This window comes from Serratia sp. FS14 (genome assembly GCF_000695995.1).
GTDB classification, from domain to species: Bacteria; Pseudomonadota; Gammaproteobacteria; order Enterobacterales; family Enterobacteriaceae; genus Serratia; species Serratia nematodiphila.
Genome location: NZ_CP005927.1, coordinates 886,539 through 901,323, shown reverse-complemented (window position 1 = coordinate 901,323; position 14,785 = coordinate 886,539). Strand labels below are relative to the sequence as shown.

Genomic DNA, 14,785 nt, shown 5'->3' with positions numbered 1-14,785 from the left:
GCATCACTCGGCGGCGAGTTTCGCCATCAGCGCCTGGGTGACCACATCGGGCAGGAAAGGCGCGATATCGCCGCCGTGGCGGGCGACCTCCTTCACCAGTGAGGAGGAGATGAACGACCACTCTTCGGAAGGCATCAGAAATACGCTTTCCAGCGTTGGCATCAAGTGACGGTTCATGTTCGCCAGCTGCAGTTCGTATTCAAAGTCAGACACCGCACGCAGCCCGCGCACCAGGATATTGGCGTTCTGGTGGGCGGCGAAGTGCGCCATCAGCTCACTGAAGCCCAGCACTTCCACATTGTCCAGATGCGAGGTGACCTGCGTCGCCAACGCCACGCGCTCATCCAGGCTGAACAGCGGTTTTTTGCTCGGGCTGGCGGCGATGGCCAGAATCACGTGATCGAACATCAGTGATGCGCGCGTCACTAAATCCAGGTGGCCGTTGGTCATGGGATCGAAGGTCCCGGGATAGATGGCTTTGCTGGTCATGATTCACTTCTCTGAGTAGTTGCGGCCCAATGCCCATAATGCGGCATATTTATTGAAGGTATATTGCGCGTTGACCACCGCTAACAGCAACCCCTGTTTACCGTCCAGGAAGCCGGCGCGCAGCAGCCAGGTTTTGACGAAGGCGCCGAGCGTGTGGGTCAGGATGGACAGGTAGCCGCAGCGCTTGCCGGCCCGGTGGCGCTGGGTGGCCCACTCTTCGGCATAGCGCAGCTGTTTACGCTGGAAGGCGAAGAAATCGCGGCAGGTCAGGTGCAGCATATCGCCGCTGAGAGGGATGACTTTGGCGCCGCCGATGTTCAGCGATTCGTGCACCAGATCGTCGTTATAGCGATAGCGTTGGTTGGCGTACAGGCGGTTGACGCGGTCGGGATACCAGCCGCTGTGGCGCATGAAGCGGCCAAGGAACAGGTTGCGGCGCGCGCAGCTGTAGACGGCGCCGTCGTCCGGCGCGTTCAACACCTGTTCGATAGATTGCCGCAGCTCGGGCGTGACGCGTTCGTCGGCGTCGATCATCAAAACGTAGTCATGGCTGGCGTAGCTTTGCGCCAGCTGACGCTGCTTGCCAAACCCTTGCCAGTCGGTGTGGGTGAAGACTTTGGCGCCCAGGCTTTCGGCGACGGCGACGCTGTCGTCTTCGCTGCCGGAGTCCAGCACGATGATTTCATCGGCCCACTCGACCGAGCGCAGGCAGTCCGGCAACAGCCCGGCTTCGTTTTTGGCGATCATCACCACCGACAGGCTTTTGCGGCTGCTCATTCAGTGACTCCGGGGCGGCAGGTGCGGTTCCAGCAGCTGCAGCAGGCGCTGCAACGCTCCCTGATTCTGATACAGCACTTCCACCGCATGACGGCCGTAGTAACGGCGGTAGTCTTCGTCGGTCAGCAGGGTTGCCACTTCCTTCACCAGCGAATCCACGTCGGTCACGGTGATCAGGCCTTCGGCCTGCGAAAGCTTGGCGCAGATGTCTTTAAAGTTGAAAGTATGCGGGCCCATCAACACCGGGATGGCGTGCGCGGCGGCTTCCAGCGGGTTGTGCCCGCCGCGTTCCACCAGGCTGCCGCCGACAAAGGCCAGATCGGCGATGCCGTACAGCAGCATCAGTTCGCCCATGGTATCGCCGATCACCACCTGGGTGCTGCCGGACGGGATTTCGCCACTGCTGCGCAGGGTGTAACTGAAGCCGGCCTTCTGCACCAGCTCTTTGGCGGTCGGGAAGCGTTCCGGGTGACGCGGCACCAGGATCAGCAGCAGGTCAGGGTGTTTTTCCAGCAGTTTGCGGTGCGCTTCCAGCAGGATGGTCTCTTCACCGTCGTGGGTGCTGGTGGCGATCCACACCGGGCGGCGCGGCGCCCATTGGCGGCGCAATGTAACGGCGCGGGCGGCCAGCTCCGGGGTGACGGAGATATCGAATTTCAGGCTGCCGGTGACGGCCAGCTGAGAGCGTTTCAGGCCCAGTTCGATAAACCGATCGCCATCTTCCTGGTTCTGTGCGGCGATCAGCGTGATGCGGCGCAGCATATCGCGCATGAATCCGCCAATTTTCTTATAGCCGGCGGCGGAGCGGGCCGACAGGCGTGCATTGGCGATCACCAGGGGGATTTGCCGCTGATGCAGCGCGTTGATCAGGTTAGGCCATAGCTCGGTTTCCATGATGATCACCAGCTTGGGATTCACCTGGTCGAGGAAGCGGTTCATGGCGCCGGGCAGATCGTAGGGCAGATAGACATGATGCACGTCTTTGCCGAAAGCGGACTGGACGCGTTCTGAACCTGTCGGGGTCATTGTGGTCACAGTTATCGGCAAAGCGGGGTAACGATGGCGCAGCGCCCGCACCAGCGGGATGGCCGCCAGCGTTTCGCCGACGGAGACGGAATGCAGCATGATGCCGCCTGGCACGACTTTCCCGGCGCAGAAGCCATAGCGTTCCGCCCAGCGTTTACGGTAGGCTGGAGCTTTGCGGCTGCGCAGCAGTAAGCGGAGCCAGATCAGGGGTTGGATGAGGTAGAGTAGTACCTGATATAAACGCAGCAACATTCTATCAATTTCATTTATATGGGTTATTCGGAATAGTACCATAACTGGAAGGGAAAGGCGCTAATTTGGTAACCTTGGGTGTCAGTTTCAGACAACCGGCGAGCGATTTCGCCGACAGGCTCGGAATGAAGAATATTTTAATTATTCGCCGCGATAACATCGGCGATCTTGTTTGCACCACGCCCTTGATTGAGGGGGTGAAAATTGCCTATCCGGACGCAAAAGTTTATCTGCTGATCAATAAAGTCAGCCAGGATGTTGTTAAAAACAATCCTCATCTCGAGAAAGTCTTTGTCTATAAAAAGGCCAAGCACAAGGCGAAAAATGAAACGACGTTGGGCGTTTATTTCGAACGCATGATGATCTTCCTGAAGCTGCGCAAAATAAAGTTCGATGCGGTTATTCTGGCCAACCCGGTGCCTTGCAAATACAGCCTGCGTCTAGCGAAAATGGCCGGCGCCACCCATATCATCGGCGCCGATCTGGGCACGAGAGATATTCATCGCCCGTTCCGCAAGGACGATTTCCGCGGCCTCCATCAGGTCGAACACACCTACAGCTATTTATCGGCGATAACCGATCAATCCATTCCGATCCCGCCGGTGCGGGTGTTTCTGGCGCCTGAAGAGCGGCAATTGGCGGCACAGCGGCGGCAGGAACGTCTGCCGCCGGTCGAACGAGTCTGCGCCGTGCATATCAGCAGCCGCAGCCCGAAAAGGCGCTGGCCGGTTGAGCGCTATGCCGAAATCATCAACCGTCTGGTTGCCGATCCCCACACCGGCGTGCTGATCTTTTGGTCGCCTCAGGGCACGTTGGCACCGGACGACATCGGCGATCAGCAGCGCGCCGAACAGCTGCTGGCGCTGTGTCAAAACGAACGCGTCGCGCTTTATCCGACGGCGTCGGTGCGTGAGCTGTTGGGCGGGTTTGATTTATGCGACCGGGTGCTGTGCAGCGACGGTGGGCAGATGCATCTTGCTGCTGCGTTGAATAAGGACATGGTGGTGTTCTTTGGCGATACCGATAAAGTGTCCTGGCATCCATGGACTGGCCGCCATCATATTTTGCAAAGTGAATCGGGGCACTGTGAAGATGTTTCTGTCGATGAGGTTTGGCAGAAAATGCAGGCGCTCAACTAACGAAGAAAATAAGGCAGGCATCCCCTGCCTTATTTATTTTTTTATTGTTCTTCTTTCAGCTCAATATATTGATGGCAAATAGGCTCAAGCCCATAGCTCAGCAATTGCTGTTGATTTATCTGCGGCGGGTTGGCGTAAACCTCCGCCATTTTTTCTGCCAGCGACGCTTCGTTTAATTCCGCCAGCGCGTTAGCCATGCCGGCTTTTTCCAGAATTTCCGCAGGGCCGCCCGGGCAGCGAGTGCTGACCACCGGTGTGCCGCACAGCAGCGATTCTACCAGTACGTTGCCAAACCCTTCGCTGTCGGAGCTGAGCACCAGCAGCGAGGCATGGCGAATAAACGGGTAGGGATTGCTCTGGAAACCGAGGAACAACACGCGCTCTGCGATGCCCAAGTCTGTCGCCAGACGTTTGACCTCGTCGACTTTGGCGTCGTCACCGGACCCGATCAAGGCCAGCGGTGCCTGAATGCCGGAGAGCGCATAGGCTTTCAGCAGGCGGTCATGCCGCTTGGTGGTGTGAAAGCGGCCGACGTGCACCAGATAGCCCTGGCCGGCCAGTTCGCAAGGCGCCGCCGCCTGTTGCTGAATGGCGTCGATGTCGAACGGGTTGTTGATGACCGCCAACCGGCGCGGGCGGATCGGCAAATTCTGCTGCAGATCGCTGCCGACCGCCTGTGAAACGGCGACGATATTTCTTCCCTGGTAAACGTTGGCGATTTTGCGTTGCTTCAGCCAGCGGTCCAGACCCTTGCGGTGGCCGAGGTAGGACGTGGAGAGAATGCCGTGAATGCAGAACCACAGGCGATCCGCGGCCAACCGCTTGCTGCGGCTGACGATGCGATCGGTTTTATGCAGGTTGGAGAACACCAGATCGAACGCGCCGTGTTGGCGCTCGTGTTCGGCTATCGCGCGATCCAGCGCGGCGGCGCGGCGCGACAGCTCGGTCAGCTTGCGCCAGGGGGCACGGCTGCGATCGGCCACCACCTGATAATCAATGCCCGGTGGAATAGGGTAATTGCAGACGTCGCGCAGCGAGATCAGACTGACGTCGTGCCCCTGTTGCTGCATGCCCTGACACAGGGTCAGCACCACTTTTTCCGCGCCGCCTCCCGGCAGGCCATCGATGATCATCAGAATATGCATAGCTAATCCAGTAACCGGTTATAGAGGGAAATCAGCTGTTCGGACAGATGCGCCGGTGTAGCCGTCATAATGCGCAATCTTGCCGCTTCGCCCATGGATGATCCCAGCGCCTGGCGCGGCAGTGCCCGAATAGCCTCCGTGATGGCCGGTACGTCGAGCGCGTCGGTCACGAAGCCGTTCTGGCCTGGGGTGATAAACTCGGCGCCGCCGCAGGTGGTGCTGGTGATAACCGGCAGGCCGCACGACATCGCTTCCAGAATCACATTCGGGAACGGATCGTACAGCGTCGGCAGCAGCAGCGCGTCCGCGGCCTGATAGAACGGCAGGGTCTGCTTCTGCACGCCCATAAAGTGAATGCGATCGCCGCAGCCCAGCGACTGCGCCAGCGCCCGGTAGCGTTTTTCGGCTTTGTCTTTACCGATCACCAGGAGGTGGCTGTCGGTCGCCGCCACGGCGCGGATGGCGGCGGCCAGCCCTTTGCGCTCGAAACCGGAGCCGACGAAGATCAGGCAGTGCGCCTGTTGCGGGATCTGATATTGCTCGCGCAGACGTTGACGCAGGGCCTCGTCGGCGGGCGGGAACTTTTGATTGTCGATGGCGTTATAGATCACCGTGATCTTGTCGGCGGGCACGCCAAAGTCGGCGATGATTTCCTGCTTGATCATCTCGGCGTTGCAGATGACGGCTTTCAGCTCGGGCGCGGCGTACATGGCGCGTTCGGCGCACATCACATAGCGGTGATAGCGATTGGAGAACAGCCACTTGCGGCGCCATTCCGGCAGCAGACGCGCGCGTTGCAGCAGCCAGCGGCGGTGTACGCCGTCGCCGGCGCGATAGATGTCGCAGCCGGGAATGCGCTCGTGGCTTTGCACCAGATCGAAGCGCTCTTTCTGCCACAGCGCCCTGGCTGCCACGGCGAAGCCTCGCTCGCGGCTGATGCGGCCGAGCTTTAACGGGTTACACAGGTGGATATGCCAGTTGGGATTGGCGTCGCCCTGCCATTCGCGAGTGATGACGTTCAGATCGAGATCCTGTTGCTCCAGCGCTTCCAGGGCGCGGGAAACGAAACGTTCGGCTCCGCCGTCCGGGCGATATTTTTGGCGAACGATCGCCAAACGAAATGCTTTCATGCCAGCGTGCTCCGCGCGGCTGCAATCACCGCGTCTGTAGGAATAAGGTCGAGATACCGTTCGTCGGTGCCGGTATCGATGGCGTCCGGATCGGGCAGTTCGCCGAAGTCGCCGGCCCAGATCACGGCGCCGGTAGCTTGCCACGGCCGCCAGAAAGTCAGCTTGGAAGGGCCGAACAGCGCCACGCACGGCGTTTGCAGCGCGGCGGCCATGTGCATCGGCACCGAATCCACGCCGATAAACAGCTTGGCGTGGTCGATCAGGGCGGCCAGTTGGCGCAGCGTCAGCTGGCCGGCCAACGAGATCACGCCCTGTGGCGGGCAGAGCGCCAAAATGCGTTCTACCATGGCTTGTTCTCTGGCGTCGGGGCCGGAGGTGATCACCAGCTGGTGGCCGTCGGCCTGCAAGGCGGTGAGGGTGGCGGCCATTTTCTCTTCGCTCCAGCATTTGAAGAACCAGCGCGAGGTGGGTTGCACCACAATATAACTGCCGAAGACGCCCTGCTTCTGCAACCGTTGCTCACAAGCCTGCCAATCCTGCGGATCGTAACTCATGGTCACATGTTCATTGAGCGCGGGCAGGTTCAGCGGCGCCAGCAGCGAAAGATTCTGTTCGACGGTATGCAGGTGGGCGTGATTGTCGACCGGCACCAGCTGGGTGTGGCAATGGCGCCACAGCAAGCCGCGGCGTTTGGGGAAATCGAAGCCCAGACGGATACGCGCACCGGTCAGGCGCGTGAGGATGGCGCTGCGCCACTGATCGGCCAGGTTGACCACCAGATCGTAGCGTTGCGCCTTCAGGCGACGCAGCAGCGCCAGTTCGTGCCCCAGGTGCGCGCGGGCGCCCTGTTTTTTCCATTGACGGTCGATGGCGAACAGCGTCGACAGTTCCGGATTACTGGCCAGCATCTCCTGCGTTTCCTGATACAGCAGCACATCGATCTGCGCCTGCGGGTAGTTTTGCCGCAGGCTGCTGATGACCGGCGTGACCAGCAGCATATCGCCGTGATGGCGCAGTTTTATGATCAGAATACGCTGTACGGATGGGGCGGAAGTTGGGGCTGGCGCGTCGTTCATCATGAGTCGCTTTCTGGGAAACCAATCTTTGATTCTAAATGACACGATCGCATGTGGCTACTGTTGCAAGGTTTTCTTGCCTGGCCGTAAAAAAATCGCCGAGCCGGGGACGAATACGCTTCAACGTTGTCCAAACCAGGCAGCAAAGTCGTTTGCCCTGGCGAAACGGCCTGCGTAACATAGTGCATTCTGTTGATATCAGGCTCGATATTCATGACTAAACCGGCGTTTCTCATCACCATTGATACCGAAGGCGATAATCTGTGGCAAAACCACGATCGCATCGCGACCGAAAACACGCGTTTCTTGCCGCGCTTTCAGGCATTGTGCGAAAAATACGCCTTCAAACCGGTTTATCTCACCAACTATGAAATGGCGGTGGACCCGGCTTATGTCGAGTTCGCGCGCGACGTGATCGCTCGCGGCACGGGTGAAGTGGGCATGCACCTGCATGCCTGGAACAGCCCGCCGCTGACGCCGCTCACCGACGACGACTGGCGCCACAAGCCTTATTTGATCGAGTATCCCGCCGATCAGATCCGCGCCAAGGTCGATCACATGACCAAGCTGCTGGAAGATGCCTTCCAGACCAAAATGCTCAGCCATCGCGCCGGCCGTTGGGCGTTCAACGAATATTATGCCTCGCTGCTGCTGGAATACGGCTATCAGGTGGATTGTTCGGTGACGCCGCGGGTCAACTGGCAGTTTTCGCCGGGCAATCCACAGGGCAACGGCGGCACAGATTACAGCCGGTTCCCGTCGCAGGCCTATTTCATCGATCCGCAGAACATCGCCAAACCGGGCGCTTCGTCGCTGCTGGAAGTGCCGATGAGCATCCAGTACAAGCATTCGGCGCTGATGAATGCGTTCAAGCAGGGCTATGATCGGCTGCGCGGCAAGCGGCGTTCGCCGTCCGTCAACTGGCTGCGGCCGAGTGGCGGCAACGTGGCCAAGATGATAAGCGTGGCCGAGACGTCGTTGGCGCAGGGGCATGACTACGTCGAGTTTATGCTGCACTCCTCCGAGTTTATGCCGGGCGGCAGCCCGACGTTCAAAACCGAGCAGGATATCGAAGGGCTGTACCGCGATCTGGAGCAGCTGTTTGACTGGCTGCAGCAGCGCACGGTGGGCATGACGCTGGCCGAGTATTATCAACTTAAAGCGAACTAAGCACGCACATGTCGAAGAAATGGAAAATCAAGGTTGCCGACTGGTTCTTGCGGCGCTATACGGCGAAGTACGGCCGTTTTCAGGACAAGGCGACGTTCGACGGCGCCCAGCAGTTTGACAATATCGTCATCTATTCCACCACGGCGTTGGGCGACTTCATGTTCAACACGCCGGCACTGCGGGCGATGCGGGAACGTTACCCCAACGCGCACATCACGCTGGTGGTGCACAAGAAAAACCGCGAGCTGGTGGAAAACGGCCGCTATTATGATCGCGTGGTGTATTGGGACAGCAAGATCAAGACGATGCGCCCGTTGCTGAAATCGCTGCGCGAACATCAGCCGGATTTGGCGCTGATCCTGCATTCCCATCTGCCTTATGACATCATCAGCGCCGTACTGGCCGGGGCGAAGTACATTATCAGGGATAACTACAGTTCAGGCATTTGCGGGCTGGAGCCTTGGCTAACCAACTACGTCTTCCATTATTACGGCCACTTCGTGCGCCGCAAGCTGGAGCTGATTTCCATTTTGGGCTGCCGCAGCGACGATCCGACGATGGAAATTCCCGTGGATTATCAGCGCGGCGTCAAAAGCAGCGAGCATCCCACCATCGGTTTTCAGCTGGGGGCGTCAACGGAGTCGCGTTGCTGGCCGGTTGCGCACTATGCGCGGCTGGCCGATGAGCTGGTGGCGAAGCACCCAAATGTACGCATCGTGCTGATTGGCGCACCGTTTGACGACGGCAAGGCCAAACAGTTTTTGAGTCTGATCGGCCCGCAAACGCAGGCCTGCGTGGATAACCAGATCGGTAAAACGGGGCTGCAAGGTTTGCTGACGTTGCTCGACAGTTTCCATGTTCTGGTTACCGGCGATACCGGGCCGCTGCATCTGGCAGTGGCATTGAAGGTGAAAACCATCAGCCTGTTCGTGACCGCCGACTCACGCTCCACCGGGCCGATTCAGGATCCTGAACTGCATCGCATCATTCAGGTGTCTCGTACCGGTTATACAATGCCGCTGGAGGCGGAAAGCCCGATGGGGGTTATCCAGCCGCAGCGGATTTATGACGAGCTGGTCGCGCACGTGCCTTTAGCGCGCTAAAGGCGAGACGACGCATCGGCCGCCCGGCCGATGCGATTAGTGCGGCCTGCGCCCGCGCAGCTTCGAAAGAAAGGTATCTACTCGCGCATAGCGCATCTGGCGGACTTTTTTGCCCGGCACGTCGCTGTTGCGGCAGACAGCGGCGGCGCGGCGCAGGATATGCAGCGTTGCCGGTGCGTAATGGTAATAGCCGTATACCGCCTTCGACATGCTTTTCACCTCGGAAAAGCAGTTGGCCAGCATCAGGGCGGCTAACCGGCGCAGCGGCTCATCCCCGGGATGCTGCGCCACAAAACGCAGCATCTTCTCCATGGCGAACAGCAGATCTTCAATATCTTTGGGTTTGATATTGCGGGTGATGCCCTGGCTGTTGTCCCGATAGAAGTAGAGTTCGCAGTCAAGATGGGCGATGTGGCGAGTTTTGAAATACTGAAAAGGCGTGAAAATCACGTCTTCGTAGCGCCTGCCGTCTTCGAACGCCTCCCCTTCCAGCAGCGTGCGTTTATATACCCGGCTCCAGAGATGCCACATCGAACGTGCAAACAGCGGTTGCAGGCAGCCGAGCCCCAACTGTGAAAAGTCGTAGGCTACGGGCTGCATTGCGCGTTTATCCGCTGTCGGCGGATGCCCGGTGAACTTCTGATAATTAAAATCGATCAGGTCATATTCACCGGCGATCAGCAGGGGGCGCAGGATCGCCAGATAGTCATCGCTCAGCAGATCGTCTCCGTCGAGAAAGGTGATATAGCGCCCGGTGGCCTGCTGTAGGCCGACGTTGCGGGCGTGCGCAATGCCGCCGTTGGCCTGCGAAGTAAGGATCGCGCGCGGGTGCCGCCGCTGCGCCAGATAGTGGCTGACCAGCGCCCCTGACGCATCGGTAGAGCCATCGTCGATGATCACCACTTCGATATCGTCGCTAATCTGTACAAATAACGAATCCAGCGCAGCGATGACGAACGCTTCGTTATTGTAAAACGGCACGATAACGCTGAGCAGCGGTGGCTGTGTCTTCACGCGGTTTGCTCCTGCGCGGAAGGCTGTTTCGCCACGGAGAGCACGGCGGCGATCAGCGCCAGACAGAACATGACGGTGCCTTCCGTGCTGAAGAAGATGACGTCGCTAAGACCGTAAACGAACAGGCTGGCGCTGACGCTCAGCAACAGCGCGTTGCGCTGCGGCCGGAATGAAGAGCAGAACAGGCCGATATACAGCGCCAGCAACAGCAACGTCCCCCAGACGCCCTTGAGCGAGTAGGTTTCCAGCAGTTCGTTGTGCAGGTGGACGTTGATGTAGGGCATGACGCCGTACAGATGTGGCTGCTGCGCGACGATGGCGCGGATCTCTTCACCGCGTTGTTCGGCGGATTGGCCCCAAGGGGCTTGTGAACCGGTACGCCATGCCAGCGTTTGCATCGACAGCCGGGAAATGATCGAGTTATCTATCTCAGGTTTATCGATCAGTTGCATGTTGGTTTTGAAGTCGGCAATGCGTTGTTCAATCTGCGCTTTAAAGACGAATCCGCAGATGAGCAGCAATAATGGCACCGAGGAGACCAGCAAAAACTTGTGTTTTCTGGATACCAGATGCTTGGTCGCCAGCAGCGACAGACAAACCGCCACCGGGTAAACCAACATGGCCGCGCGCGTGCCGGTGAGCACCAGCGCAGAGAAGGACAGCAGGAACGCCGCAATGTACAACACCAGACGGTAGCGGGTGCGCAGCATCAGGATGGCTTGCATCATCACCAGATCGATGGCGGTCATCAGGTAGGCAACGACCGTGGCGCGATCGAAGTTGAGCTCCACGCGCGGAATATCCAGCCGCAGCCCCTGATAGAGTGAATAACCGTTGACCGCCAGACCGGTAATGAGGGCCACGACAACGAGCAGGCGCTGCACGCACAACCGCTCATTAAGCGCAATCAGCAGGATGAAGGCGGTTGCCAGTTGGAGTTTACCGGTCGACATATAAGAGCGGTAAATGTTGATGTATTCACCCGGCTGTTTGAAGTGGTGCATCCAGAGGATGGTCCCCATGCCGACGCTGAACATCAGCGCCGGCAACAGCAGATTTTTAACGTTGCTGAGGTAATAGCGCGGATACAGGCAAACGGCGATAAAGGCGATGTAGCTGGAAACATAAAACAGATTGCGTCCGGTCGCGGAACCGAAAGGAATGGTGCAAAAAGCGATGGCGCACCCCAGATAGATCAGATAGCTGAAGGCAGGGTGCGGTGTTCTGTGTTTTAACATTGGGCGTGTTTTCCGGCTCACGTTTTAATTAAGCGATGAAGGAGCGCAGCGTGTCGTCGAACTCAACTTTGAACTGAGCATAGTTGAAATGCTCCGCAGGATAGCGCTGCGCATTTCGGCTCAGAGTCTGGTAGGTTTCTCGCTCCAGCAATTTCTCAATGGCATCCGCACAGTCGATATGCGACAGCAGCTTGGGCGCCACCAGGCTGTCGGTCTGCGGATCGTAGACCTCATGCGGGAAGTCGACCTCGATATCGGTGAGCTGCCGGTGTTGTTCGATGGTGACCGACGGTGTCAGGCCAAGGCCGCAGACCCCGTCCCTGACCGCTTCCGGCTGGCCGTCGACCCGCGGGAAGATGACCGGCACGCCGAAATAGAGCGATTCCATGCAGGACAAGCCGAACGGCTCGGTGATCGGCGTGCTCATGTAGATGTGCGTGCGATTGAAGAAGCCGGCGACGTCATCCTGATAACCGCTGAAGGTGACGCGATCGCCGAGCTGCAGCCGTGCCGCCAGCGCCTCGAACGCCGCGCGATCCGGCCCTTTGCCGGCCACTTCCAGCGTGACGTCATGCCCGCGCCGCAGCAGTTCCTGCATCATCAATAATGAAACGCTGATGCCTTTCAGGCTGACCAGGCGTGAGGCAGTGCCGATCCTGACCGGCTGCGACAGCGTTTTCGGCGCAGCGTCGATCCCCGCCGGCGTCTTGATGCGGTTGATCACCACGTGATTTGGGCAAGGCAGATTAAAGCGCAGCTCCATCACCCGCTTCGATGCGTGTGAGGCGGAAATCACGCCGTCCAGCATGGCGAAGAAACGCAGCGTCTTTTTATTCTTGGGGTAACGCCAGGAGCAGCCGTGATCGTAGTAAACCAGCTTGCCACGCTTGGGTTTGGCCGCCAGCCCCGGCACCAGGTCCCAGACGATCACCACGTCGGCGTTCGCCCGTTCAATTTTCCATTTCAGCAAAAATTTGCGCAGGAACTGCGGGCAACGCAACGGCAACGCATTGATCAGGCGGTTGGCGAAGGTGACGGGCTGATGCGCCGGCAACTGGCGGCGGATCTCTTCGCCAATGTCGCCGCTGATGCACAGGACCTGGTTGCTGCCGTCGGTGGTATCGTTGATGTACTGCAGGAACAGGCGCTCGACGCCGCCCATTTTACCCAGGTTGATAATGTGCAGTTTTTTCATGCTATAACCTTTTGCAGCGCCTGCCATGCCGTATCGGCGTCGATTGTCGCCATGCTTTTTTCCGGCGAAATCAGCGAGTGCTGATTTTGCCCGTAACCGCCGATCAGGCCGGGATCGGTCGGCCCGAACAGCGTGATGTTCGGTTTGTCGAGCGCGGCGGCCAAATGGCTGAGCCCGGTGTCGACCGAGATCACACCCCTGGCGCCGGCCAGCACCTCGGCCACCTGCTGCAGGCTGAGTTTCGGCAGCACCTCGACATGTGGAAAACCTTCCGCCAAGCGCAGCGCGCGCTGATGTTCATGCTCTGCGCCCCACGGCAGTTTTATCTTCAGCCCGCTGTCCGCCGCCAGCGCGATCAGCTCACGCCAGTTTTGCTCCGGCCAATGCTTATCGTCACGGGTCGTCGCGTGCAGAAACACCAAATACTGCCCGGCATCGGCCGGCGGGCGGCTGAGAAAGCGTGCGGCGATGGCGTAATCGCCGTAGCTGCCCGGTTTATCGTAGCCGAGGCTTTTGGCGAACAGTTCGCGCGTGCGTTCCACCGCGTGCTGCTGTTTGTCTACCTCATGGCGCACATTGTAGAACCAGCTGGCGAACGGCTCGCGCGCGCTCTTGCAGTCCGGGCCATGTTTGTTGCCTTTAGCGATGCGCGTGATCAGCGCGGCGCTTTTGATCAGGCCCTGCGCGTCGATCACCACGTCGTAACGGCGTTCTTGCAGCGCGCGCTTGAAGTCGCAGCGCTGTTGCCGAGTATCGTTGCCGAACCAGTTTTTTCGCCAGCGGCGAATGGCCACCGGGATCACGCGATCTACCGCCGGGTGCCAGGTGGGGATTTGGCTGAAGCCTTCTTCCACCACCCAGTCGAAGCGGATATCGGGAATGGCCTGCAGCGCGTCGGTCAGGGCGGGCAGCGTATGCAGCACGTCCCCCATCGAGGAGGTTTTTACAATTAACACCTGCATGACTATTCCTCGCTGGCGACAAGTAACGGCGTCAGCGCATCCAACACTTGCTGCGGCTGAATATCGATCAAACTTTGGTGGTATCCCTGCTCGGCATCGCCCTTACGCACCTTGTGGTAGCCGCTGATCAGGCGAATGACCCGCGCCTTGTCGGAAAGCGGCGGTGTGAAGTCGGGGCTGCTTGGGCCGTACAAGGCTATCAGCGGTTTGTTCAACGCTGCGGCAACGTGCATTAAACCGGAGTCGTTGCTGACCACCGCCCGGCAGGCTGCGATCAGGATAACTGCTTGCTCCAGCTGGGTTTTCCCGGCCAGATTAAGGCAGAAATCGCGCGCGTCTTCCTGCAATGCGGCGCGGATCTGTTCGCCGGCCTCATGGTCTTTCGCCGAACCGAACAGCGCGATTTGATAGCCGCTCTCGATCAGCCGCTGAGCCAGCGCCGCGTAGTGATAGTGCGGCCAGCGCTTGGCGGGGCCGAACTCCGCGCCTGGGCAGAAGCCGACGATCGGGCGGCTGTCGGTCAGGTTGAAGGCCGCGGTGGTGTCGGCGATCTCTTCGTCGCTCACCCGCAGCTGCGGCCACAGCAGCGGCTGCGGCAGATCGTCGGCGCGCTGAACGCGGCCTTTGTCATAGGTCAGCGCCACATAGCGCTGCACCATCAGCGGGAAAGCGGCCTTGTCGAGCACGCGGACGTCGTTCAGCAGGCCGTAGCGCATTTCGCCCCGCCAGCCGGTGCGCTGCGGGATATCGGCGAAGAAAGGCACCAGCGCGGATTTGAACGAGTTGGGCAGAACGTAAGCGCGATCGTAACGGTTGGCGCGCAGAGCGCGTCCCAGGCGGCGGCGCTCGCCGAGCCCCAGCGCGCCGTGGCCCAGCGGCATCGCCAGCGCCTGATTGACTTCCGGCATGCGCGCCAGCAACGGGCGACACCAGGCCGGCGCCATCACATCGATCTCCGCCGACGGGTATTCGGCCTTCAGGGTGCGATAGAGACTTTGCGACATCATCATGTCGCCAACCCAAGAAGGGCCGATAACCAGTATTTTCATACCCAGCGTTAATTCCTTCA

14 protein-coding genes are annotated in these 14,785 nt (G+C 59.4%); 3 read left to right on the top strand and 11 right to left on the bottom strand.

Translation table 11 applies throughout. The annotated features are described in order from the left end of the window. Positions 1-3 precede the first annotated feature (3 nt). From coaD to waaA, 3 genes are read right to left on the bottom strand one after another with little or no spacing between them, the layout of a single operon-like run. Positions 4-489, bottom strand: coding sequence for a pantetheine-phosphate adenylyltransferase (gene coaD, locus L085_RS04160; protein WP_004931181.1), 486 nt, complete (start codon positions 487-489; stop codon positions 4-6). A gap of 3 nt (positions 490-492) precedes the next feature. Further along, a complete protein-coding gene (locus L085_RS04155) occupies positions 493-1,266 on the bottom strand; it encodes a glycosyltransferase family 2 protein (RefSeq protein WP_015379437.1) in 774 nt (257 codons plus the stop codon). After that, the gene (gene waaA / locus L085_RS04150) at positions 1,267-2,544 is read right to left on the bottom strand and encodes a lipid IV(A) 3-deoxy-D-manno-octulosonic acid transferase (protein ID WP_015379436.1); all 1,278 of its coding nucleotides are present in this window, start codon (positions 2,542-2,544) and stop codon (positions 1,267-1,269) included. It lies immediately after the preceding gene. Positions 2,545-2,669: 125 nt separating this feature from the next. On the opposite strand from waaA, the gene L085_RS04145 reads away from it, so the two are divergent. Then, a complete protein-coding gene (locus tag L085_RS04145) occupies positions 2,670-3,683 on the top strand; it encodes a glycosyltransferase family 9 protein (protein WP_044030128.1) in 1,014 nt (337 codons plus the stop codon). A gap of 41 nt (positions 3,684-3,724) precedes the next feature. On the opposite strand, the gene L085_RS04140 is transcribed toward L085_RS04145, so the two are convergent. Genes L085_RS04140 through rfaQ form a run of 3 tightly spaced genes read right to left on the bottom strand, consistent with a single transcriptional unit; the run spans position 3,725 to position 7,037 of the window. Next, positions 3,725-4,828: a glycosyltransferase gene (locus L085_RS04140; protein WP_044030127.1), complete on the bottom strand. Its 1,104-nt coding sequence runs from the start codon at positions 4,826-4,828 to the stop codon at positions 3,725-3,727. 2 nt (positions 4,829-4,830) lie between these two features. Further along, positions 4,831-5,958 (bottom strand): glycosyltransferase family 4 protein, encoded by a 1,128-nt coding sequence (locus L085_RS04135; protein WP_004931172.1) that lies wholly within the window; start codon positions 5,956-5,958, stop codon positions 4,831-4,833. Next, a complete protein-coding gene (gene rfaQ / locus L085_RS04130; protein ID WP_041922294.1) occupies positions 5,955-7,037 on the bottom strand; it encodes a putative lipopolysaccharide heptosyltransferase III in 1,083 nt (360 codons plus the stop codon). Before rfaQ ends, L085_RS04135 begins: the two co-directional genes overlap by 4 nt. 210 nt (positions 7,038-7,247) lie before the next feature. Between rfaQ and L085_RS04125 the strand changes: the two genes are divergently transcribed. Together L085_RS04125 and L085_RS04120 are read left to right on the top strand one after the other, a co-directional pair. Beyond that, positions 7,248-8,204 carry a polysaccharide deacetylase family protein gene (locus L085_RS04125; RefSeq protein WP_004931169.1) on the top strand — a complete coding sequence of 319 codons (957 nt, stop codon included), beginning with the start codon at positions 7,248-7,250 and terminating at the stop codon, positions 8,202-8,204. An 8-nt stretch (positions 8,205-8,212) separates the two neighbouring features. After that, a complete protein-coding gene (locus tag L085_RS04120; RefSeq protein ID WP_004931167.1) occupies positions 8,213-9,307 on the top strand; it encodes a glycosyltransferase family 9 protein in 1,095 nt (364 codons plus the stop codon). Positions 9,308-9,343: 36 nt separating this feature from the next. On the opposite strand, the gene L085_RS04115 is transcribed toward L085_RS04120, so the two are convergent. The 5 genes from L085_RS04115 to rfaF are packed head-to-tail and all read right to left on the bottom strand — an operon-like array spanning position 9,344 to position 14,765. Next, positions 9,344-10,321, bottom strand: coding sequence for a glycosyltransferase (locus L085_RS04115; protein WP_044030123.1), 978 nt, complete (start codon positions 10,319-10,321; stop codon positions 9,344-9,346). Then, positions 10,318-11,559, bottom strand: coding sequence for an O-antigen ligase family protein (locus L085_RS04110; protein WP_044030121.1), 1,242 nt, complete (start codon positions 11,557-11,559; stop codon positions 10,318-10,320). The genes L085_RS04115 and L085_RS04110 overlap by 4 nt, the downstream gene beginning before the upstream one ends. Positions 11,560-11,587: 28 nt before the next feature. Then, positions 11,588-12,754, bottom strand: coding sequence for a glycosyltransferase (locus tag L085_RS04105; protein ID WP_044030119.1), 1,167 nt, complete (start codon positions 12,752-12,754; stop codon positions 11,588-11,590). Further along, positions 12,751-13,716 (bottom strand): lipopolysaccharide heptosyltransferase RfaC, encoded by a 966-nt coding sequence (gene rfaC / locus L085_RS04100; RefSeq protein ID WP_044030118.1) that lies wholly within the window; start codon positions 13,714-13,716, stop codon positions 12,751-12,753. The genes L085_RS04105 and rfaC overlap by 4 nt, the downstream gene beginning before the upstream one ends. 2 nt (positions 13,717-13,718) lie before the next feature. Then, a complete protein-coding gene (gene rfaF, locus L085_RS04095) occupies positions 13,719-14,765 on the bottom strand; it encodes an ADP-heptose--LPS heptosyltransferase RfaF (RefSeq protein ID WP_044030116.1) in 1,047 nt (348 codons plus the stop codon). Positions 14,766-14,785 lie beyond the last annotated feature (20 nt).

Bases quoted from the DNA above. Each gene is read 5' to 3' on its own strand.
- L085_RS04145 (WP_044030128.1), top strand. From the start codon at position 2,670: ATGAAGAATATTTTAATTATTCGCCGCGATAACATCGGCGATCTTGTT.
- waaA (WP_015379436.1), bottom strand. From the start codon at position 2,544: ATGTTGCTGCGTTTATATCAGGTACTACTCTACCTCATCCAACCCCTG.
- rfaF (WP_044030116.1), bottom strand. From the start codon at position 14,765: ATGAAAATACTGGTTATCGGCCCTTCTTGGGTTGGCGACATGATGATG.
- rfaC (WP_044030118.1), bottom strand. From the start codon at position 13,716: ATGCAGGTGTTAATTGTAAAAACCTCCTCGATGGGGGACGTGCTGCAT.
- L085_RS04125 (WP_004931169.1), top strand. From the start codon at position 7,248: ATGACTAAACCGGCGTTTCTCATCACCATTGATACCGAAGGCGATAAT.
- L085_RS04120 (WP_004931167.1), top strand. From the start codon at position 8,213: ATGTCGAAGAAATGGAAAATCAAGGTTGCCGACTGGTTCTTGCGGCGC.
- L085_RS04105 (WP_044030119.1), bottom strand. From the start codon at position 12,754: ATGAAAAAACTGCACATTATCAACCTGGGTAAAATGGGCGGCGTCGAG.
- coaD (WP_004931181.1), bottom strand. From the start codon at position 489: ATGACCAGCAAAGCCATCTATCCCGGGACCTTCGATCCCATGACCAAC.
- L085_RS04110 (WP_044030121.1), bottom strand. From the start codon at position 11,559: ATGTTAAAACACAGAACACCGCACCCTGCCTTCAGCTATCTGATCTAT.
- rfaQ (WP_041922294.1), bottom strand. From the start codon at position 7,037: ATGATGAACGACGCGCCAGCCCCAACTTCCGCCCCATCCGTACAGCGT.
- L085_RS04140 (WP_044030127.1), bottom strand. From the start codon at position 4,828: ATGCATATTCTGATGATCATCGATGGCCTGCCGGGAGGCGGCGCGGAA.
- L085_RS04135 (WP_004931172.1), bottom strand. From the start codon at position 5,958: ATGAAAGCATTTCGTTTGGCGATCGTTCGCCAAAAATATCGCCCGGAC.
- L085_RS04155 (WP_015379437.1), bottom strand. From the start codon at position 1,266: ATGAGCAGCCGCAAAAGCCTGTCGGTGGTGATGATCGCCAAAAACGAA.